We start from the raw sequence: 20,834 nt of genomic DNA, 5'->3' as shown, positions 1-20,834 counted from the left end.
AGTTGAAGTCATATGCAACATATTAAAATTAAACCTGGCGTCGCTTTAGCAGAACAAGCAGAGATTGGCCATAATCGCTGGCATCCAGATATTCCATTTTTAACCTCAGTGAAACCAGGTGAAGAAATTCTGATTGAAAGTCTGGACTTCTTAGATGCTCAAATCAAAGATACTGATGATGTCTCCGATGTGAAAAATGTGGATCTCACCCGAGCACATCCATTGACAGGCCCCTTTTATGTTGAAGGGGCTGAGCCAGGGGATTTATTGGTGATCGATCTACTGGATATACAACCCATATCTTCGGTTGGCTTTTCTGGGGTCTTTGCCAAGGAAAATGGCGGTGGGTTTTTAGCTGATTATTTTCCTGAAGCAGATAAAGCGATTTGGGATTTAAAAGGATTGTTTGCAACCTCGCGTCATATTCCCGGTGTACGTATCGCAGGTTTAAAACATCCTGGATTGATGGGAACGCTTCCTTCGCATGAACTTTTAAAGGAATGGAATCGTCGAGAAGCGTTATTGGTGCCTAAGGGGCAAGCCAACCCACCCGATCCAAGAACTGCGGTGCTGAGAGGAGTGACAGGAGCAGAATTTGATCGTATGGCCATTGAAGCTGCCCGTACAGTGCCACCGCGTGAGCATGGTGGTAATACCGACATTAAAGATCTTGCTGCGGGTAGCCGTATTTATTTTCCTGTGTACCAAAAAGGTGCTGGCTTCTCAATGGGCGATTTACATTTTTCACAGGGCGATGGTGAAATCGGCTTCTGTGGAGCGATTGAAATGGATGGGGTAACCCGTGTTGGTTTTGATTTGATTAAAGGTGGAATGGAAAAATATAATATTGATTCACCGATCTTTGTTCCAAGTAATGTCAGACCTAACTACGATCAGTGGTTAACCTTTGAAGGGATTAGCGTTGAAAATGGGGTAAATCATTATCTGGATGCCACGGTTGCCTATCGTCAGGCCTGTTTAAAGGCGATTAAGTACCTTGAGAATTTTGGGTTTACGGGGTCTCAAGCCTATATGCTGCTGACCGCTGCACCTGTTGAAGGGCGTATTGGTGGCATTGTGGATATTCCAAATTGCGCCTGCACAATTTCGCTACCAACTTCTATTTTTGAGAAGAATATTTTACCGCAGGGCGCCTTAAACGAGAATAAGTTTTGGGGACATCGTTAGTCTTGCATGAATGCAAGATTGATCGCTAATGAAGGATTTAAAGATGCCACTGTATGATTTTAGATGTGAACATTGTGAAGGGATTTTCGAGCAGAATGTCCCAATGGTCAGTATTGCAAGGGATAACACATCTTGCCCATACTGCCAGCAATCCATGTTGTTAAAGCCCATGATTACGGGACATCAAAAGATCTCAGTCAAAAATAAATGGCGACCATCATCAAGTGCAGAGCAACTTGCGGGGCCGTTGGTTGAGGGGCCTGGAACAAGAAAAAAAAGTGCTCGGACGTCGGTGTTGCATAACTGCCGAGGTGTGAATTGTTCTTTATGTGAGGTTTGATATTTCACTATTCTTAGTGTTTAAGACTCATATGTAATCAGCATTTAACACCCTGTTAAATGCTGATTTTTTAAGACTAATTCTCTTGATCTAAATAATTATCCTTCACTTTCACATAATGACGTGCTGAATAAGGTAAAAATTCCATTTCTTTTTCAGTCAGTGCACGCACTTGTTGTACTGGACTACCGACATACAAATAACCGCTTTTTAACACTTTACGTGGAGGAACAAGACTACCAGCACCAATCATTACATCATCTTCAATGATCACGTCATCTAAAACAACGGTATTGATACCAATCAAGACACGATTGCCAATGGTACAACCATGCAAAGTCACATGATGTCCAACCGTTACATCTTCACCAATCACCAATGGCGAACCATTCGGTTTAGACTGGTTTTTATGGCTGACATGCAACATACAATGATCTTGTACATTACTGTTTTTACCAATCTGAATTGAGTTCACGTCACCGCGAATCACAGCAAAAGGCCAGACCGAAACATTTTCAGCGAGTTTAACATCACCCACAACAACCGACATCTCATCGATATAACAGCTAGAATCAACATCAGGTTTTTGGTCGAGATAAGGACGAATGTTCTTTGGCATAGCAGCGTTCGCTTGAAAATTTAGGGGAATTATAAAATAAAAAAGCATTCATACCCAAGAGCATGAATGCTTAATCTAACGCTTCTAAAATTTAGAACAAGTTGCTAAAGAACATTTTGATATGGTCAAACATACGTGCGAAGAAACCAGCTTCTTCAACATGTTTTAATGCAACCAGAGGTTTTTCAGCAATCACTTTACCATCAAGGCTTGCAACCAGTTTACCTACAACTTGACCTTTTGCTAAAGGTGCATTGAGTTTAGGCTGAACCACAAGCTGAGTTTTGATTTTGTCTGCTTGGCCTTTAGGCATGGTCACATTGAAGTTTTCTGCTAAACCAATTTGAACATCGTCTTGTTTACCAAACCATACTTTTGCTTTGGCAAGAACTTGGTTTGCTGGTTGAACATTGGCTGTTTCAAAGTTTGAAAAACCCCAAGCCAAAAGTGTACGTGTTTGATTGGCACGTTCATTCATGCTTGGTGTTCCGAAGATCACGGAAATTAAACGCATTGGGCCACGTTTACTTGAAGTGGTTAAGCAGAAACCCGCTTCATTGGTGTGACCTGTTTTTAAGCCATCAACGCTTGGATCGGTATAAAGCAGGGCATTGCGGTTACCTTGCTTGATGCCATTAAAAGCAAATTCTTTTTCTGAATAGATTGGATAGTATTTAGAGCTGTCTTTAATGATGTGCTGTGCAAGGATTGCCATATCTTTAGCTGTTGAATAATGACCTTCAGCTGGCATACCTGTTGAGTTGATAAAGTGAGTATTCACCATACCAACACGCTTTGCTTCCTGATTCATCATATGAGCAAAGGTACCTTCATTGCCCGCGATATGTTCAGCCATTGCTTTAGAAGCATCATTACCTGACTGGATGATAATCCCACGTAACATTTCTAAAACGGTTGCAGTGCCATTTAATGGAACATACATACATGATTCAGAGCTGCTACCACGACACCACGCAGATTCGTTCATGCGTACCTGTTCGTTTTCAGTCAATTCACCCTTTAAAAGTTTCTGCTCAATGATGTAGCTTGTCATCATTTTTGTCATTGAAGCAGGTGCAAGTTTTTCATTTTCGTTTTTGGCAGCGAGAATCTGTCCAGTCTCGTAATCCATTAATACGTAGGATTTATTATTTAATTCTGGTGGAGCGGATAGGACAGTTGCTGCATATGAAAAGCTTGGCAAAAGTAATAATGCAGCAAGAGCGCTTTTGTGTGTCATTCTAGGTGGTTCCAATATCTTGTATGAAGCAGACGAGCCTAGCATTTTAGGATAAAGCAAAGCCGACTTCTACGGGGGAAATCGGCTTTTTCATACAGTATTGTAACCTGAACCTTAATTGTTCATCTTATTTGGAATAATAATTACGGACATCATCGCAAATTTGACGATTATCACTGTCAGATGCTGCTTTTGCATCACTACGTGCTTCTTTTAAAGCCTCTTTAAAATCTTGACCTTTTACACGTTTATTTAAAGTTTCAACAGCTTTCGGGTCATTATTTAAATAAGCTTTAACCAGATTGTCATAGGCTTTGTTAAATTTTAAATCTTTGCCAATCAGGCTTGGGCAAATTTCAGAGAGAACATAGATCGCTGCAAGCTCTTGCTTGGTTACGCTATCAGAAGTTGGAGTCACTTCAATCTTTTCTGCATCCGTAGATTTTTTATCTGCCGCAAATGCTGTAGGAGCTAAAGCGCTAGAAGCGATGAGAAATGATAAACCTAGTGTTTTAAAAACATTTTTCTTCATAAGAAATCAAACTCAGAACAAGACTTAAAGAATTTGAATAACTTATAGCATAGACGCAGGTAAAAAATTGTATGTTTGCTGTAGGAAACGTGGAGAAAGTGTGGGTTTAAATTTTCAGAATTGAAAATTCTTCAATAGATTTAAGCGATTTTCTCCTGCCGTATTCATCTTGCTTTAGCTGTCGTGGAGGATGGCATGAGTTCACTTGACATCCTGTATAGACTTAAACAAGATTAAAAAATAGCCATTAAAAGGTGAGGTGGAAAATTAAAAATGATGAGAAGGAATTGATAGAGAAAAGAAGAGATTAATATAAGGAGTAAAAGAATGAATAGATTTAATGGTGGTGTTGATATCGCACTAAAACTTCCACCTCACCAATTTGAAGCGACAGTTGCATTTTATCGGGATGTGATTGGTCTTAAACAGATTACAGAAAAAGAACCTGATATTGGTTTTGAATTCGGGCCAGTCAAACTGTGGATCGCCGCCGTGCCAGAGATGAGTCAGGCAGAACTTTGGCTTGAACTATTTACGGATGATTTTAATGAGGCAGCTCAATATCTAAATGAAGCGGGTGTTGTGCGTTGTGATGCGATTGAGCCTTTGCCTGAAGGTTTTAAGGGTGGATGGATTACCAGCCCTGCAAATATTATTCATATGGTTCGTGAGCCAGATGCGTGGTAATGGCTGTAGCAATATAAGGATATGATGTTGATGATGAAATGGAGAAGGTGTGGTTTTAAACAAGCTAGATTTAAAACCACACTGATATTCCAAAGCGTGATTAACCTTCGAAATTCAATACTTCTTCACACACAGCTTTTTGCTCAGCCTTGTCGACTTCAGTTGCCGCTTCATGGGCATCCTTCAATAAACTTTTAAATTCAGCATCTTTTTGCAAACTCTCAAGCGAAGCTGATTTGTCAGAATAGTTACTTAAATAAGTTCCGACCATTTTTTTGATGTTTTGATCAAATTTGGCATTTTTACCAATCAGAGCTGGACACATCTCAATCAGTACTTGCGCATTGGCAATATCATCTTTAATCAGTGCATCTGCTTCTTTAACTGAAACCGCTTCATCTGCAAATACAGCAGGTGCTGTAAAAAGCGTGAAACTCACCCCAAAAACTTTAAGAAAATTAGATAAATGTCTCATGGCTGCGTAAATTTTTAATACTAAGAAGCCATAAATATATATAATTCAAAGAATAATTCAATTGAAAAAACTGCTTAGTAACATTGAAGAGAATTGATTTTAGTGAATATTTTGATAGCAAACGATGACGGTGTGTTCGCACCTGGCCTACAGGCTTTGGCTCAAGCATTAAAACCTTTAGGTCGTGTGGTTGTGGTTGCGCCTGAAAGTGAACGTAGTGGTTATTCAAGTGCATTAACGCTGGATCGTCCTTTACGTCCTGTTCAAATATCTGAAGATGTCTGGGCGGTAAATGGCACACCAGCAGATTGTGTTTATTTGTCCATGAATGGCTTATTTGATTTTGAATTTGATCTGGTGGTCAGCGGAATCAATAGTGGAGCAAATTTGGGCGATGATGTTTTATATTCAGGGACTGTTGGTGCAGCTTTTGAAGGGCGTTTAATGAAACACCCTGCGATTGCAGTATCTTTGGCGGGTGCGAATGTGCGTGCATACGAGCATCCAGAACATTATGCAAAAGCAGCACAATGGGTACATGACTTTATTGCCAAAGGTTTACCAATTTTACCGCCGCGCCATATTTTTAATATTAATATTCCAGATGTTGAGCAGATTCAGGGTGCTCAAGTAACTTATCAAGGGCGCAGGGCACAATCGAAACCGATCAGCAGCCATGTTGACCCACGTGGACGTCAGGTGTACTGGATTGGATTGGCTGGTGAAGCGGTGACAGATCCGCAGCCTGTCTCGGATTTTATTCAGTCAGACTTCTTTGCTGTGTCAAATGGTTATGTCAGTATTACTCCAATCCAGATGGATGCAACCAACTACACGGTGCTGGAAAATTTACATGCTCATGTAAATGGATAATGGTGTGAATGTTATAACTTTGTGAATAAAGAAAGTGAGAACTCGTTTTTTCTCACTTTTTTGATACTCTTAGCGCAAATAAATTGAGGTTTTTTCGATGAGGGCGAAGATGCACTTAAACCATGTCTCGGTTTTTCTATCACAGAAAATGATTAAAACAATCGTTTTGTCTATGGCGGTTGCGACAGTGGCAGTTATGACAGGGTGTGCATCAAAACCGCAAGTCAATGGTGGAGCACGTCATACGATGCCAGCACCAAACTATTACACGGTGCGTTCAGGTGATACCTTAAGCGGCATCGCAAATCGTTATGGTTTGAACTATCTTAATGTTGCTGCACTGAATGATATCGCACCGCCTTATCGTATTTATGTCAATCAATCATTGCGTTTAAAAGGTTCAGTTGCTCAGCGCACTACATCAACGCAAGCGATGGCGCAAACAGCTCCAATCCAGCGTCAAAGTATTAATTTACCAACTCAGCAACCTGTAGCGCCAAAACCACAACCGGTTGTACCTCGTCCTGTCGTGCCAGCGGTTCCAGTGAATCCGTCATCTTCGACTGTCGCATCAAGTCTGCGCTGGGTTAAACCATCGAATGGTGCTGTGATTCAAACCTTCAATCTGGCGAGTAATGTAAAAGGTACACGCTATGGCGGTAATGTTGGCGATCCAATTTTTGCTGCTGCAAATGGGCAGGTGGTCTATGCGGCTGACGGCCTAAAAGAATATGGCAATCTGGTGTTGGTGAAACATATTGATGGCTATATCACAGCTTATGCACACAACAGCAAAATGCTGGTGAAAAGTGGCGATAATGTGACAGCTGGACAGAAAATTGCAGAAATGGGGTCTTCTGGAGCATCGCAAGTCATGTTGGAATTCCAAGTTCGCCTAGATGGTAAACCTGTGAACCCAAGCACAGTTTTACCAAATTAACTAAAGATTATTAATAAACTTTCAATAATTTATTAATAATCCCCCTAGTCTAAAAATAGACTTCCTTGTATACTTAATTTGATTGCTTTCATTAGAACAATAAGCATATTAATAAATTAAGTTGAGAGGGAAGTCTATGCTAGATCAATTGCGTGCAATGGGGGTCTTTGCTTGCGTTGTAGAAAAAAGTTCTTTTAGTGGTGCAGCAAGGGAGCTCGGAATTACAACCAGTGCGGTTAGCCAACAAATCCGTTCTTTAGAACAAGAAATGGATGTGACCCTACTTCATCGTTCAACCCGAAAACTCAGTCTTACAGAAGCTGGACAGGCATTTTTCCTCAGTTGTCAGGAAATGCTGGCTGCGGCTGAACGGGGCAAAATCCGCATTAATGAATTACGTGATGATCTGGTTGGGGATCTGCGTATTGCCACCACACCTGAATTGGGTGCATTACACGTCATTCCTGCATTGTCTCACTGGATGTCGGCGCATAAAGGACTGGCGATTCATTTTGAAGCAGACCATCGTTATATTGACCTGATCGAAGAGCGTATTGATATTGCGATTCGAATGAGTTTGAAGATGGAAGATCAGCAATTGTCTGCTGTGCCATTGGCACGTGTAGATCAGGTTCTGGTTGCATCTCCAAGTTATCTGAATCAAGCACAACCGATTACTCGTCCTGAAGACTTACGTCATCATGAGCTGCTTCCAATTACCTTAATGCAAAACTATCAGCATTTTACGTTCCGCCACGGTATTAGTGGGGATGTAGTCAATGTGGATATGAAAACTCGTTTAGGGACCAATAATGTATTCGTTGCCAAGGCGTTATGCCAACAAGGACATGGTTTGGCGCGTATTCTCTATATGGATATTCAAAAAGAGCTGATCAATGGGTCTTTGGTTGAGGTTCTACCCGATTGGCAACTACCAGCTTATACCTTGCATGCTTTAACCTCGAAGCGTGAACAATACCCAATGAAGGTTCATCGTTGTATTGATGCCTTGAAGCAATATTTTGCCCAGTTACCCGGTGGACGCTCCTTGCAGGGTGTCGCCTAAGTAAAAAGGCCATGTTCCGAAGAACATGGCCTTTTTCTTTATTTAATTTTCTTTTTACTTATCGATTTTAGCGTTTTCGCTTCAGCGGTGTTTTCTTCACTCGCTTTGGCTTTTGCTTCCACCTCATCTTTCTTGGCTTTTTTACGCTTTTTCTTTTTCTTTGGTTCGTCCTCTTCAACCGCTTCGCCGTCTTCGATCGCTTGCCAGTACTCAAGTTGTTCCATCACTGCAGCATAAATCGAGTTTTTGCTGTAGCGACCTTTTTTATCCAGCGTGCCGACTGGGCGCGCCATCAAAATTTCTAAAGCTTGGTCAATGGTGTCAATTGCGTGAACATGGAACAGTCCCGCTTTAACCGCTTCGCTGACATCTTGACGTAGCATCAAGTGTTGCATGTTTTGACGCGGAATAATCACACCTTGTTTGCCAGTTAGACCTTGCAATTTGCAGGCATCATAGAAGCCTTCAATTTTGGCATTGACTCCACCAATCGGCTGAACCTGACCCAACTGGTTCATCGAACCTGTGATTGCCCAAGATTGATCAATCGGGATCTGGCAGATTGCGGAGATCAGTGCAGACAATTCTGCAACTGTCGCACTATCACCATCGACCTGACCATAGCTTTGTTCAAAGGCTAATGCGGCAGAGAAGTGCAGGATTTGTTCGCGACCAAAGTGTGCTTTCAGGAAGCTCGACATCAACAACACACCTTTGGCATGCAGAGAGCCGCCCAGTTCGACACTGCGCTCAATATCCAGAATATCACCGCCACCTTGATAAACAGAGGCTGTGAGACGAGAAGGCAAACCAAACTCGACATCAGCATAATGAATCACCGAGAGGGCATTGATTTGTCCTAGACGATGTCCAGAGGTTTCAATCAATTGTGTCCCACGAGACAGATCCTGCCAGTAGAGTTCACGTAAATAGCCTAAGCGATATTGGCGGTGATGCAATGCCTGATTGACATGCTCATCGGTCACAATCTTGTCGCCAGCTTTAAATGCATGGTGGTGTGCTTCGCGAATTAAGTCACCTAACGTAGAGGCATGCAAAGAGAGTGAGCTTTGGTCTTCAGCCTGACGACTTGAATCCGTCAGTAACGCTGCAAGTGCCGAGCGATCAAAAGGCAATAGCTTGTCGGCTTGTACATAATCCGCAATCAGCTGCATATATGCCTGCTCATTACTGTCATTACGTTGTAATGTATCTGTAAAGTCAGCGCGAATTTTAAAAACACTACCGAGCTCTGGCTCAACCTCTAAAATTTCATAATAAATTTCAGGTTCTGCCAATAAAACTACTTTAATATCAAGGGGAACTGAAGCAGGTTCTATCGAAATGCTACCTGTTAGGGTTAGCATGTGCTCTAGTGAAGACAGTTTAAGCTGGCCAGATTTTAATGCGCGTTTTAAACCCTGCCATGCATAAGGTTGCTCAAGCAGTTGCTCCGCTTCCAGCATTAAAAAGCCACCATTAGCCTGATGTAATGAACCAGGGCGAATCAAGGTGAAATCAGTGGTAATGGTGCCGTTATGGGTCAGTTGCTCAACATGGCCTAACAAGTTGTAGTGTGTCGGGAAGTCTTCAAAAATGACTGGCGCACCGCTGTTCGGTTTATTCGAGACAATGACATTGGCTTGGTAGCGTGATGGAACACGGTTGAATAAAGCTGGGGTAAAGTCATCCTCTTCTTGTTCAAGAATGAGCTCAACATTGTCAATAATGTCTTCTGCATAATGTTTTAAATATAAATCCAGACCTTTGACGTCTTTATTTTTATTTAAAATCGATTCTACCCGAGGCGTGACCACTTGCGTTGCGATATCTCGATTTAGACTTGAAACCTGATCGCGTGCATCATCTTCCAGATCACCGAGATGTAATCCGAGGCGCTCAAGTTTCTTCTCCATATAGCGAATATTTGAGGTGATTTCAGCACGCTCTTTGCTATTGAGCGTATTCAGGTCACTTTGCGTCAACTCATGATATTCATTATCTTTGAGTTGCATTGGAATAAAGACATGTTTGTCATTACGTGAAATCAGTTTTAAATCGAGTTCTTCACCTTCTTTGGTGAGTTCGACCAGTGCCTGCTGTTGGACATCGCCTGTGGCCTGACGAATACGTTCAATGCGGTTGTGATAACTTTCGGCGCTAAAACGGCGTTCTAATTGTTTAAGAATAATTTGCCATGTTTGCTGTAAGGCATTCTGGAATTTAACGCCTTGTCCTGCTGGAAAGCGTAAAGCAATCGGTTGACGCGGATTTTTAAAATTATTGAGATATACCCAGTCATCTGGGGTTGGCATGGTTTTGGCGTGTTGTTGCAGTAAACGCTTGATCATGGTGCGCTTACCCAGTCCAGCTGTCCCCACAGCAAAAATATTATAGCCAGAATAAGGCAGGGCAATACCCGCCTCAACCGAAGCGCGTGCGCGATCTTGTCCTAAGAAATTATTGAGCGGCTTGATTCGTTTGGTTGAACTTGGTATTTCCGCTAAATCTGGAGTATGCGTGAGTTGGTCTGCACGTAGTGCTGTTTTAATCAGTGTTGGTTGTATGTCCGTCTGCTCAAAAGCGCTTGGAAATGAATTGATCTTCGCTGTAATCGTGTTTGTTGGTGTTAAAGATAAAGTTGTTGCAGTCATTTGATCAAGTTTTTGGGTCACTGTTGCTATCCAACAAATAAACGTAAGTTGAGTAATTAAAGGTATACAGTTTTGGACCTAAAGATCAAGCGAACTTGTGTTTTTTATCGACAAAACAAAAGAATGATTGCATAAAGCAACTTGCAAGCAAGAGCAAGAAACGATTGAATAAGCACATTTATAGATTATTGGAAAATAATAACCAATGACAACGCAAGCCACTGGGTGGGCTTCGGCATTTAAAGCATTTTTAGATCGCCGTGCCCTGATTATGTTATTTCTTGGTTTCTCTGCGGGGATACCGATTTTATTGATTTTTTCTAGCTTGTCTTTATGGCTAGGTGAGGCGGGCATTGAGAAGAGTGCAGTCACCTTTTTCAGTTGGGCTGCATTGGGATATTCTTTTAAATTTGTCTGGGCACCACTGATTGATGAGTTGCCAGTTCCATTTCTAACCAAAAGCTTGGGTCGCCGTCGTGCCTGGTTGCTGATTGCACAAAGTTTGATTATCTGTGCGATTTGTATCATGGCATTTTCTGATCCAGCACTTGGACAGAGCTATTTGATCCAGATGGCTGTGGGCGCTGTGTTACTGGGTTTCTCGGCGGCAACGCAAGACATCGTGATTGATGCTTATCGTATTGAGCTCGCTGAAACTGAAATGCAGACCGTGTTAGCGTCAACTTACAATGCTGGTTACCGTATCGGGATGATTGTTGCAGGTGCTGGTGCTTTGTTCTTGGCTGCTTATCTCGGAACTGCAAAAGGGAACTATATTTACGAGGCTTGGAAATATACTTATTTAACTATGGCTGCAGTCATGGTCGTCGGTATTATCACCACGCTATGTGTGCGTGAGCCACAGGTCAATCGTATTCATAAGCACTACAAAACCACTGATTACTATCGCCTAGTCTTTGTATTTTTTGTTGCAGTCGCTACATTCGTGGTGAGTTATATCTATTCGGGCAATGTAACAGAGGCAATTTCTAAATCAGCAGATATTAAAGATACAGCCGCATTATTTGGTCTGGAAGCACTACGCTTTTTAACCGCTACAGCAGCAGCGCTATTGATTGGTTTTGGACTGGTCAAAATCGGTGTTGTGAATCAGCAAATGGCGAAAGAAACCTGGGTTGCGCCTATTCTGGACTTCTTTAAGCGTTATGGTGTCAAGCTTGCATTGGTGCTGTTATTGCTCATCGGTTTTTTCCGTATCTCGGACATCATTGCAGGGGTCATTTCCAATGTGTTCTATCAGGATCTAAACTTTAGTAAAGAACAGATTGCGGAAGCCGTGAAGATCTATGGCGTTCTATTTAGCCTGATTGGTGGTTTCTTAGGTGGTTTGCTGGCGCAACGTATGAACATTATGAAACTGATGTTTGTGGGTGCGGTGCTGGCAAGTTCAACCAATTTGATTTTCATTGGTCTGGTGAAATCTGGTCAACCACTGGATCAGGTACACGTTCAGGTGGGTGAGCAACGCTATCAGGTACACACTGATGAGGTGGGCTATTGGAAGTTGCAAGTACCGAATGAGGTCTTAGCGAAAGCGAATTCAGTTCAGGTGAGTACCCAGTATCAGAATCAAGCTGATTCAAACATTCAACTTGCAGTTCCTTATTTAATTACTTCGCAACAGCCACAAATTCAGTTATTGCCGATTAGTAATGACGACCAGTTAACGCCAAAAGAGTTAAAACAAAGTTTGGTAATTAAAGGGCAGTTGGCAGGAATCAAAGCTGAAGATTTAAATGCTGAACGTCCTGTTGTTTTAAAACTCGATGGTCAGGAATTTGTCGCGAAAGTTGATTCCAATGGTTTATTTACGGGTGCGGTAGACGGCAAACTGTTGCAAGCATCTAGCAGCAAAACCATTACTGCTTTGGCGAATCAGAAAAATAATGCTGGTCATGAATTACTGGCAACACGACAATACCGTATCGATACTGCTTCACATACCGAGGCGCTAGATATTGATATTCAGCCTGTGGCGGTGATTGATCCGGGTCAGGCTGGAACTGTTGAACTCTCAGGTAAGGTGATTAAGAGCTATAGTTCTTTGTGGTTGTATTTAGCGATTATTATCGATAATTTAGCCTCTGGTTTGGCAGGTGCGGCATTTATCGCCTTCTTATCTAGTTTAACCAGCGTATCATTTACAGCTGTTCAATATGCGATTTTCAGTTCTCTCATGACGCTCACGCCTAAATTGTTGGGTGGGTATTCGGGAACAATTGTCAGCAATATTGGCTATCCGAATTTCTTTTTAATGACGACTTTAATTGGTATCCCAATTTTAGTTCTTGTGGTTTGGGTCGCGAAACTTTTACGTGATCATGAAAACCAGACAACACAGCAGAAAGGTGAATAACTATGCGCATGTTACATACGATGCTACGAGTAGGTAATTTAGAACAGTCTTTAAAGTTCTACACTGAGGTACTTGGTATGAAATTGCTACGCCAACGTGACTATGAAGAAGGACGTTTTACGTTAGCATTTGTGGGTTACGGTGATGAAAAAGACAATACCGTACTTGAGCTCACGCATAACTGGGATACTTCTAGCTATGACTTGGGCAATGCTTATGGTCACATTGCGATTGGTGTAGACGATGCTTATAAAGCATGTGAAGAAATCAAGGCTCGTGGCGGTAAAGTCGTACGTGAAGCTGGCCCAATGAAAGGTGGTGTGACGGTTATTGCTTTTGTAGAAGATCCAGACGGCTATAAAGTCGAATTGATTCAACAAGATCAGGATGCCTATAACAACTAATCTTGGCTTTAAAGTTCAAGATTTTTGGCCTAAAACGCTAGCTTTATTTAAATAGCCCAGTATGATGAGTAATTTGATCAAATGGTTGAATTATTCGCCATATTGGGCTTTTTCATTATTAGCGTGGATAGGGATAGTTATGTTGAAATTATTGGCATTGGACCGCTTTACAATTTTATTGGTTGTGATGGTGATACTGGCAACTTTTTTTCCAGTTTCAGGTCAGGTTGCACATTATTTTAATATTCTTACGACTGTTGCAATTGCCGTACTTTTTTTCTTGCACGGGGCAAAACTTTCACGTGAAGCTGTGGTTGAAGGCATGCTGCACTGGAAAATGCATGCTTTAGTGTTTGCTTTTACTTTCTTGGTTTTTCCAGCAATTGGGTTATTGGCAAAGCCTGTGTTAGAGCCATTATTAGGCCAGCAACTCTATTGGGGCTTCCTGTTCATGTGCTTCTTGCCATCAACAGTGCAGTCGTCAATTGCATTTACCTCTATGGCCAAAGGCAATGTGGCTGGGGCAGTGTGTAGTGCGTCTTTCTCTAATATTGTCGGCATGATGATTACCCCGATTTTGGTCAGCTATTTTATTTTAGGCCAAAGTCAGCATGGTTTTGATCCGACCGAATCGATTCTGCAAATTACTTTGTTGCTACTGGTACCTTTTGTATTAGGTCAGTTGCTACGTCCTTATATTTTTCCTTATATGGTTAAAATGCCAAGTCTGGTCAAGGCTTTCGATCAGGGATCGATTCTGATGGTAGTCTATGGTGCGTTTAGTAGCGCCGTGATTGCAGGTCTATGGCAACAGGTGAATGGCCTGACATTGTTCTATTTAATCTTGGCATGTTCGGTACTGTTAACCATCGTGATGTTGCTGGCTTTATATGTGCCAAAATGGTTAGGCTTTACACGAGCGGATCAGGTTACGATTTTCTTTTGTGGCTCCAAGAAAACCTTGGCGAGTGGTGTCCCGATGGCGCAGATCCTGTTTATTGGACAGCCTTTGGGAATGATTGTGCTGCCGATTATGATTTTTCATCAAATCCAGCTCATGGTCTGTGGCATTATTGCGAATCATTGGTCAAAATCGAATCAAGAATAGTTCGCAAAATTTAATTTATTGGCGTATAATGCTCGCCACTTGTTGGCTTTGCTCTGACCGTTAGAGTCTCGGTGAGTCAAAAGAAATGGTCTGTTGTGGTGTTGATCTGCAAGTGTGAGAACACTTTGCTTTCCTCATGTTGAGAGTGATCAATTGCGATAACAGCTTAAGCCTTTCTTACTAAATAGGAGCATCGACCATGCGCGCCGATATTCACCCTAAATACGAAACATTAGTTGCTACTTGTTCATGTGGTAACGTTATCGAAACTAAATCTGCGCTTGGTAAAGAAACAATTTACCTTGACGTATGTTCAGCTTGCCACCCATTCTATACTGGTAAACAAAAGAATGTGGATACAGGCGGCCGTATCGACAAATTCAAACAACGTTTCTCTGGTATGTCACGTTCTATCAAACGTTAATATCAAGAAAGAAAAAACGGGCTATATGCCCGTTTTTTTATGCCTGTGGATTATTGGATTGAGGAACACTCGCAGCAGTTCCTCAATCCTAAGAAGGCGTTATTGATCCTGTACGTCAGTAAGACGATCCAGTTTTTTCTGGAAATAGTTACCTTGCAAAAAGCGCGCTTCAACATTCCATGCATTGGCAAACAGGTTCATATCATTGAGTTCGGTTAAAAAGATTTCGACAGGTTTTTGCCCGATAAAGTGCAAAATCTTCTCTTGTAGTGTCGCCATGTCTTTTTCAGCGCTCAGCATTTGGGTGAGTTTGCTATGCAAGCTCAGATACTGAACATCGATTTGCTGCAACATCGAATCGCTGTAGAGGGAATCGCCAAAACCGCGGATTGAAATTTCGGCGCCGTGCTGACGCAATAAAGCGATTTGCGGTTGTGCTTGTGACAGGTTTTGTTGTAGTGATTGTTCAGAGAACTGCAAAATTAAAGGATGAGCTTGTTTACTGCCAATAATGGTTAACAGCTTCGCCACCAGTTCTGGCAGCTTTTTATCATTCAACAAGACGTGATGATTGAGATTTACAATCAATTTCGCTTTTGGATATTGGGTAATAAAGTTGTGTAACTGCTTGCAGGCTTCAACAAGAATCCAGCGATCGAGTTGAATAGAGAGCTCAGGATCATCTTTCAAGTCGCCAAGATCACTTAAATCCTGCCACTGATTATTATAGATAAACCCGCCAGATACTTCATAAGTATGTGTGTGCTGATCCTGCTTGTCATAGAGCTGCTGATATTTCAGATGGATATCGCCAGCATCAAGTTTCTTTTTCAGTTCTTGTAGCAGTGTTAACTGTACAGCAACAGGAATATGTTCTGTGGTCAGGCCAATATCTGCATCAATTTTCGGGCTATTAAACACAGGTAGAGGAACCAAGAAAGCCTTGGTTAAAACCTGTTCAAAACGAACTTCATCTGCAATTGGTTGGGTAATTTCACAATAGCCTAATTTTAAATGCAGCGGGAAGGTGTAATGATCGGTCACCACCAGTTGCGGTTTTTGTAAGCTATTCAAACCAATCAGAAGCGAATTGAGTACGCTCTTTGATTCCGCTTGAAATAATGAGACATACAAACCATGTTCAACCTGACACACAGGTACATTCACTTGTTCTTTAATGAAGTGAGGGATATTGGCAAAATACGCACGAGTCCCACGCCAATCGGTTTGAAAAACCTCACTTGGGCAATTGCTTAAGCTGAATAAAACCAGCGCATTGGCATTTGCAGGATGATTGGTCAACTGACGGTTAATATGTTGTAAAGCGCTGGTTAGACTCGACGCTTTCTCAACAGGTACGGCTGTTGAAGGCGTTGCTGCCGCTTGAGATGAAGTGCCACATTCAATATTGAGCTGGATTTCATCTTCATTGCCTGAAGGTAAGAATTCAAGATGAAGGGGATTTTGCTTAACTGTCGCATTTTGTGTGCGAAGTTCAAAACGGCCTTGTTCAAATTGTCCTTGAGAAATCTTTTTAAAGCGCAGTTTAAACTGGCTTAAGTCTTCTGGCTGCAATACATCCAGAATCGGCAAGCCAACTAATTCTTCTGGATTGGCAAAACCAAATAGATTTGCATATTCAGCATTCACATTCATGTGAATACCTTCCTGCAAAATGGCAACCGCTTTATGACTTTCTGCAACCAGTGATTGCGCTTGCGTTTGTGCAGCTTCCAGCTCATTGAGCAAGCGATGTTCTGCCTGTACTAAGCGACTGTAAGAAAGCGCACGAATAATACTGATATAGAATTTTTCTGGGGATTTTAGATTCAAGATATCATAAATGCCTTTATGGATATAAGCCTGATATTGATCGGTTTTATAGTCCTCAGGTTCGAGTAACAGAACTGGCAAACTTGGTTGCGATGAGGCTTGAATCAGGGAGAGGGTCTGTTCGATTTTTAAGTCATAGGCTCGACCAAAAATAACGATATCCCAAGGTAAATTAAGCTGTTTCTCGAAGGTTTTAAGATCATCGAGCAAGGTTGCTTTGATTTGATGATCTTGAGCCGTAAATAAAGCTGAAATCTGATTATAACGAAGCTGGTTGTCATCAATAATCAATAAACGTGTTTCAGTGCGTTTTAATTTTTTAGAGAGTAAAGAATTTCTCACTTTAAAGCTTCCCATAAATCTTGATCAATGGTGTCCATATTCTTTTGTGCCATATATCGCTGAAGAATCGGTTGTTCCTCATCATTCAGCAGTTCAAAATCAAATTGAACAAAACTTTGGGTTATTAATTGTGCGTTTAATAAGTACACTTTTACTTCCTCTTTCCCCAATCTTAAATGAACAGCTTGGTGTTCTCGAAAAATTTGTGAACCTGGTAAAATTAAAGTTGTTTTGGTTTCATCCAAATTCTGGTTTTTTAATAAAAGTGTAGGATGATAATTGCTGATGTGGCGATCTGCCTGAACACGTACCGCACAAGGGAAGATCTCCTGTGCCAGCACTTCTAAGCCGAGTTCCAGGCTTTTCTCGGTCGATTGTTTGAGCCAACGAATCACACCGCCACGCCAATGCCCATGCGATGTTTCTTTAACTAAAATATATTCACCTGTTCTTAAGTTCTTTGGTGCCTCCCCAGACCATTTAATACGATAACCGTTCACACTAATATCTAGGATATCAGCTTGGTAAACGGCTTTACTTTCACGGCTTAAACGTTGAATGGCCGATTCCTGATTGTCCGTTGAGCCTTTCTTATCCCAAGCAGACATAAATTTTGATTCATTTTGTAGACCATAGCTGTGATCTAACAGCAGTGTTTCTGCAAAATTCTTGGCTTTAGATAGGTAAAAGTGAGCAGTAAGTAAGCCAAAGCAGATATGCAATTGAGCCGAATATTCATAACGCTCATGCCGACGTTCTGCCGTCGTGCCAAGAATGGTTTGCACATGGAATTTTAATGCAGGGGTTAAATAGATCTTCTCATTCTTGGAAACATACTCTGCATTTTTATGCAGGGTTGCTGTGACGTGATCCAGTAAGCTATGCGTACTAATAAAAATATTTGGATTAAAGCCAGAGCTTTGTTTTTTATTATAAATGGGTGGGTGGTCTTTGGTGGTGTCGACTACATATTTGGTCAGGTCTGTTTCTTTGGTCAGGATCTGAACCATTTTTGCCCAGTCAAAACTACACTGGAATAACGCTTGAATTTCGGATTGGCGAATTTGATTGGTATTAAAAATATCCATCAAAATCAATTGGGCATAGGCTTGTGAGATGTTGCTTAATGCATTCGGTTTGCCTTGTACCTGATCCAGATTGGTATGCTGATATTTATGTGTCACTGCAGCATCATAGAGTTGATGCGCAATCAGCCATTGTCCAGCCACAGGTTCGCTATACAACATATGTTGTTGATAGAGCAGTTGCGTCAGTTGTTGCAAGGACTGAAAGGTTGCGAGGGTACGTGCCGTTTGCAGATTTTTCTTTTGGTTTAGCGCAAAGATAGAGAATTTCTGTTGATCGAGCTGATCGTTACTACGGCGGACAATATTGATATAAATCGCTGCAAAATAACAGCGTAGTAACATGGCTAGTTCAATAATATGTTCATTACGATCTGAACTGATCACGCCCTGATTGAAAAAGTTCTTTTCCAGACTTCCCAAAACATTTTCAATGGTTGGGTGTAGCACCTGAACCAAATCAAAACGTAAAGTTTCAGGGCACTCAAGTTCGCTCAGTTCAAGTAAGGCTGCAAATAATGCTTTAGAGGTATCACCCAACTGCATGATGGATAAATTGGAAATCCATTCATTTAGACTTTTCGAATTGGTATCGCAAAAGCTGAGTTTGTCTCGTCTCAAGACAGTTGGAATTTGAAAAATATCCGAAAAAGCATTATTCATCATTGTGTTATCAATCTCAGAACGTTTGAACCCCAAAAAGCGGTGTTTTATTTTTTTCGCCCGCAATTTCCCTGACAAGTTTTGGTACCAGATAGCCTGGTAAACTTGCTAATACATCAGTGTATATATGATCTATCTCTGAAGATCTTAAATCAAAATGCTGAGCACCTTTGACTTTATCCAAAACATGAAGGTAATAGGGCATTACTCGTGCTTCAAATAAACGGAAACTCAATGCATTTAAAGTTTCTGCAGAATCATTCACACCTTTCAGTAAAACCGCCTGATTGAGCACGGTAATATGGTGGAGTGATAACTGTAATAACTTTGAGCAGGTGAAATCATCGAGTTCAGCTGCGTGATTTGAGTGTACCACTACTACAATGCGTAGCCTACTGTTTTTTAATATAGAAATCAGCTCTTCATCAATACGGTTCGGGATCACAATCGGAACGCGTGAATGAATTCTCAATATCTTGATCTGAGGGAGAGATGCTAGACGTTCTAGCCACAAAGCAAGTTTTCGGTTACTTAAAGTCAGTGGATCGCCACCACTTAAAATCACTTCATTGATCTGTGGATTTTGTTCAATATAGGCTTTGATATTGATCCAGTCGTCATTTTTAGGCAGGTTTTCCTGATAAGGAAAATGTCGACGGAAACAATAACGACAGTGAATTGCACAGGCACCAGTCAAGGTGAGTAAAAAACGCGACTGGTATTTATGCAGAACTCCCGCCATTTGATTGGCAGCTTCTTCACCTAGAGGATCGGTCACGAACTCGGGATGTTCTTCCAGTTCCAGATGATGGGGCAAGACTTGAAGTAACAGGGGATCGAGTGGATCGCCAATGCTCATTTTTCCGACGAATGCACGCGGGACGCGCAATTTAAACTTTTCAGAGGCGAGGATTGCCCCTGATAATAGCTGATCGGTAGATAACTCAAGCAGATTTAACAGCTCTAAGGGATCAGTAATTAGGTCACTGAGTTGTGATTGCCAGTTTTGCTCTTGATGTAAATAGTTTATCATGCCATACGTTAAAAATAGTGTTAGTGTCACACCTGTGCGTGTAGTCTAGCATTAATAGATTTGAGTTTTAAGTTTGGAGTGCGCCTTTCATGGCCTATTATTCTACAAATGATTTTAAAGCAGGCCTTAAGGTTATGCTTGATGGCAACCCATGTTCAATCATGGAAAATGAATATGTAAAACCAGGTAAGGGTCAAGCATTTAACCGTGTGAAATTACGTAACCTTCGCTCTGGTAAAGTATTAGAAAAAACATTCAAATCAGGTGACTCTTTAGAAGCAGCTGATATTGTAGAAGTTGAAATGGACTACCTCTACAACGATGGTGAAATGTGGAACTTCATGGATCCTGTATCTTTTGAGCAAATCGCTGCTGATAAAACAGCAATGGGTGATGCTGCGAAATGGTTAAAAGACGATTCAAATGAAAAATGTACGATTATGTTGTTCAATGGCGTACCTTTAACTGTAAGCCCACCGAACTTCGTTGTACTCAAAATCGTTGAAACTGATCCGGGTGTACGTGGTGATACTTCTGGCGGTGGCGGTAAGCCTGCGAAACTTGAAACAGGTGCTGTGGTACGTGTTCCATTATTCGTACAGCAAGAAGAAAGCGTTCGTGTAGATACCCGTACTGGTGACTACCTAGAGCGTGCATAATTGTGAAGGCGTAGCTGAGCTACGCAAGATATACAATTATCGAAGGGGATGATGAACAATCATCCCTTTTTTTATGCCAAAGTATTAGATAAATTATTGAAGCTAGAATGTAAACTTACAAAGATATTTCTTCTACAGAAAATATAGAAAGGGAAAGCTAAATAACCACGCGTTATGTATTTGAGAGGTTTTGAATGGAGACAACACAAGCGAAGTCAGCACTTTCCTCAAAACTCCTTTGGAGTTTGGTTGCCATTGTTGGGGCAATTTCATTTGGGATATTGGCGGTTAG

Annotated in this window: 19 protein-coding genes; 11 read left to right on the top strand and 8 right to left on the bottom strand. The window is 41.4% G+C overall.

Annotated features, from left to right (window positions below; genetic code table 11):
* Positions 1-12: 12 nt before the first annotated feature.
* Positions 13-1,188, top strand: a complete 1,176-nt coding sequence (fmdA, locus tag A9Z07_RS15425; RefSeq protein ID WP_047428791.1) for a formamidase — start codon at positions 13-15, stop codon at positions 1,186-1,188.
* Positions 1,189-1,231: 43 nt separating this feature from the next.
* Positions 1,232-1,528 (top strand): FmdB family zinc ribbon protein, encoded by a 297-nt coding sequence (locus A9Z07_RS17725; RefSeq protein ID WP_081402750.1) that lies wholly within the window; start codon positions 1,232-1,234, stop codon positions 1,526-1,528.
* A 76-nt stretch (positions 1,529-1,604) separates the two neighbouring features.
* Here A9Z07_RS17725 and A9Z07_RS15420 read toward each other — a convergent pair whose 3' ends face one another.
* From A9Z07_RS15420 to A9Z07_RS15410, 3 genes are all read right to left on the bottom strand, one after another.
* Entirely contained in the window at positions 1,605-2,147 is a 543-nt protein-coding gene (locus A9Z07_RS15420; protein WP_069579755.1) for a gamma carbonic anhydrase family protein, read from the bottom strand.
* 91 nt (positions 2,148-2,238) lie between these two features.
* Positions 2,239-3,387 (bottom strand): D-alanyl-D-alanine carboxypeptidase PBP5/6, encoded by a 1,149-nt coding sequence (dacC, locus tag A9Z07_RS15415; protein WP_069579754.1) that lies wholly within the window; start codon positions 3,385-3,387, stop codon positions 2,239-2,241.
* A 127-nt stretch (positions 3,388-3,514) separates the two neighbouring features.
* On the bottom strand, positions 3,515-3,919 hold the full coding sequence (locus tag A9Z07_RS15410; RefSeq protein WP_004770474.1) for an MCR_0457 family protein: 405 nt from the start codon (positions 3,917-3,919) through the stop codon (positions 3,515-3,517).
* A gap of 327 nt (positions 3,920-4,246) precedes the next feature.
* Here A9Z07_RS15410 and A9Z07_RS15405 point away from each other — a divergent pair, with 327 nt between their 5' ends.
* A complete protein-coding gene (locus A9Z07_RS15405; protein ID WP_069579753.1) occupies positions 4,247-4,606 on the top strand; it encodes a glyoxalase/bleomycin resistance/dioxygenase family protein in 360 nt (119 codons plus the stop codon).
* 100 nt (positions 4,607-4,706) lie between these two features.
* On the opposite strand, the gene A9Z07_RS15400 is transcribed toward A9Z07_RS15405, so the two are convergent.
* Positions 4,707-5,081 (bottom strand): MCR_0457 family protein, encoded by a 375-nt coding sequence (locus A9Z07_RS15400; RefSeq protein WP_004770470.1) that lies wholly within the window; start codon positions 5,079-5,081, stop codon positions 4,707-4,709.
* 102 nt (positions 5,082-5,183) lie between these two features.
* On the opposite strand from A9Z07_RS15400, the gene surE reads away from it, so the two are divergent.
* From surE to A9Z07_RS15385, 3 genes are all read left to right on the top strand, one after another.
* Complete coding sequence (surE, locus tag A9Z07_RS15395) at positions 5,184-5,954, top strand: 5'/3'-nucleotidase SurE (RefSeq protein ID WP_004770469.1); 771 nt, start codon at positions 5,184-5,186, stop codon at positions 5,952-5,954.
* A gap of 109 nt (positions 5,955-6,063) precedes the next feature.
* On the top strand, positions 6,064-6,894 hold the full coding sequence (locus A9Z07_RS15390; RefSeq protein ID WP_069579752.1) for a peptidoglycan DD-metalloendopeptidase family protein: 831 nt from the start codon (positions 6,064-6,066) through the stop codon (positions 6,892-6,894).
* Between the two features lie 136 nt (positions 6,895-7,030).
* Complete coding sequence (locus tag A9Z07_RS15385; RefSeq protein WP_004770466.1) at positions 7,031-7,960, top strand: LysR family transcriptional regulator; 930 nt, start codon at positions 7,031-7,033, stop codon at positions 7,958-7,960.
* A 38-nt stretch (positions 7,961-7,998) separates the two neighbouring features.
* Here the strand turns inward: A9Z07_RS15385 and A9Z07_RS15380 are convergent, their stop codons facing one another.
* Positions 7,999-10,635 (bottom strand): Lon protease family protein, encoded by a 2,637-nt coding sequence (locus A9Z07_RS15380; RefSeq protein WP_069579751.1) that lies wholly within the window; start codon positions 10,633-10,635, stop codon positions 7,999-8,001.
* Between the two features lie 184 nt (positions 10,636-10,819).
* On the opposite strand from A9Z07_RS15380, the gene A9Z07_RS15375 reads away from it, so the two are divergent.
* From A9Z07_RS15375 to rpmE, 4 genes are all read left to right on the top strand, one after another.
* The gene (locus tag A9Z07_RS15375) at positions 10,820-12,991 is read left to right on the top strand and encodes an AmpG family muropeptide MFS transporter (protein ID WP_069579750.1); all 2,172 of its coding nucleotides are present in this window, start codon (positions 10,820-10,822) and stop codon (positions 12,989-12,991) included.
* Between the two features lie 2 nt (positions 12,992-12,993).
* On the top strand, positions 12,994-13,395 hold the full coding sequence (gloA, locus tag A9Z07_RS15370; protein ID WP_004770462.1) for a lactoylglutathione lyase: 402 nt from the start codon (positions 12,994-12,996) through the stop codon (positions 13,393-13,395).
* Between the two features lie 133 nt (positions 13,396-13,528).
* Positions 13,529-14,503, top strand: coding sequence for a bile acid:sodium symporter family protein (locus A9Z07_RS15365; RefSeq protein ID WP_171068038.1), 975 nt, complete (start codon positions 13,529-13,531; stop codon positions 14,501-14,503).
* Positions 14,504-14,702: 199 nt separating this feature from the next.
* Positions 14,703-14,927 (top strand): 50S ribosomal protein L31, encoded by a 225-nt coding sequence (rpmE, locus tag A9Z07_RS15360; protein ID WP_004770458.1) that lies wholly within the window; start codon positions 14,703-14,705, stop codon positions 14,925-14,927.
* Between the two features lie 99 nt (positions 14,928-15,026).
* On the opposite strand, the gene A9Z07_RS15355 is transcribed toward rpmE, so the two are convergent.
* From A9Z07_RS15355 to epmB, 3 genes are read right to left on the bottom strand one after another with little or no spacing between them, the layout of a single operon-like run.
* Positions 15,027-17,117, bottom strand: coding sequence for an EAL domain-containing protein (locus A9Z07_RS15355; RefSeq protein WP_069579749.1), 2,091 nt, complete (start codon positions 17,115-17,117; stop codon positions 15,027-15,029).
* On the bottom strand, positions 17,099-18,853 hold the full coding sequence (locus A9Z07_RS15350) for a GTPase (RefSeq protein WP_069579758.1): 1,755 nt from the start codon (positions 18,851-18,853) through the stop codon (positions 17,099-17,101). Before A9Z07_RS15350 ends, A9Z07_RS15355 begins: the two co-directional genes overlap by 19 nt.
* 13 nt (positions 18,854-18,866) lie before the next feature.
* Positions 18,867-19,883: an EF-P beta-lysylation protein EpmB gene (gene epmB / locus A9Z07_RS15345; protein ID WP_004770455.1), complete on the bottom strand. Its 1,017-nt coding sequence runs from the start codon at positions 19,881-19,883 to the stop codon at positions 18,867-18,869.
* A gap of 89 nt (positions 19,884-19,972) precedes the next feature.
* Between epmB and efp the strand changes: the two genes are divergently transcribed.
* Entirely contained in the window at positions 19,973-20,542 is a 570-nt protein-coding gene (efp, locus tag A9Z07_RS15340; RefSeq protein WP_004652839.1) for an elongation factor P, read from the top strand.
* The last annotated feature ends 292 nt before the right edge of the window (positions 20,543-20,834 follow it).

It is taken from the genome of Acinetobacter sp. YK3 (assembly GCF_001729365.1).
In the GTDB taxonomy this organism is placed as follows: domain Bacteria; phylum Pseudomonadota; class Gammaproteobacteria; order Pseudomonadales; family Moraxellaceae; genus Acinetobacter; species Acinetobacter vivianii.
Note: the sequence above shows the minus strand (reverse complement) of the source record. Positions and strands in the feature narration are given on the sequence as shown.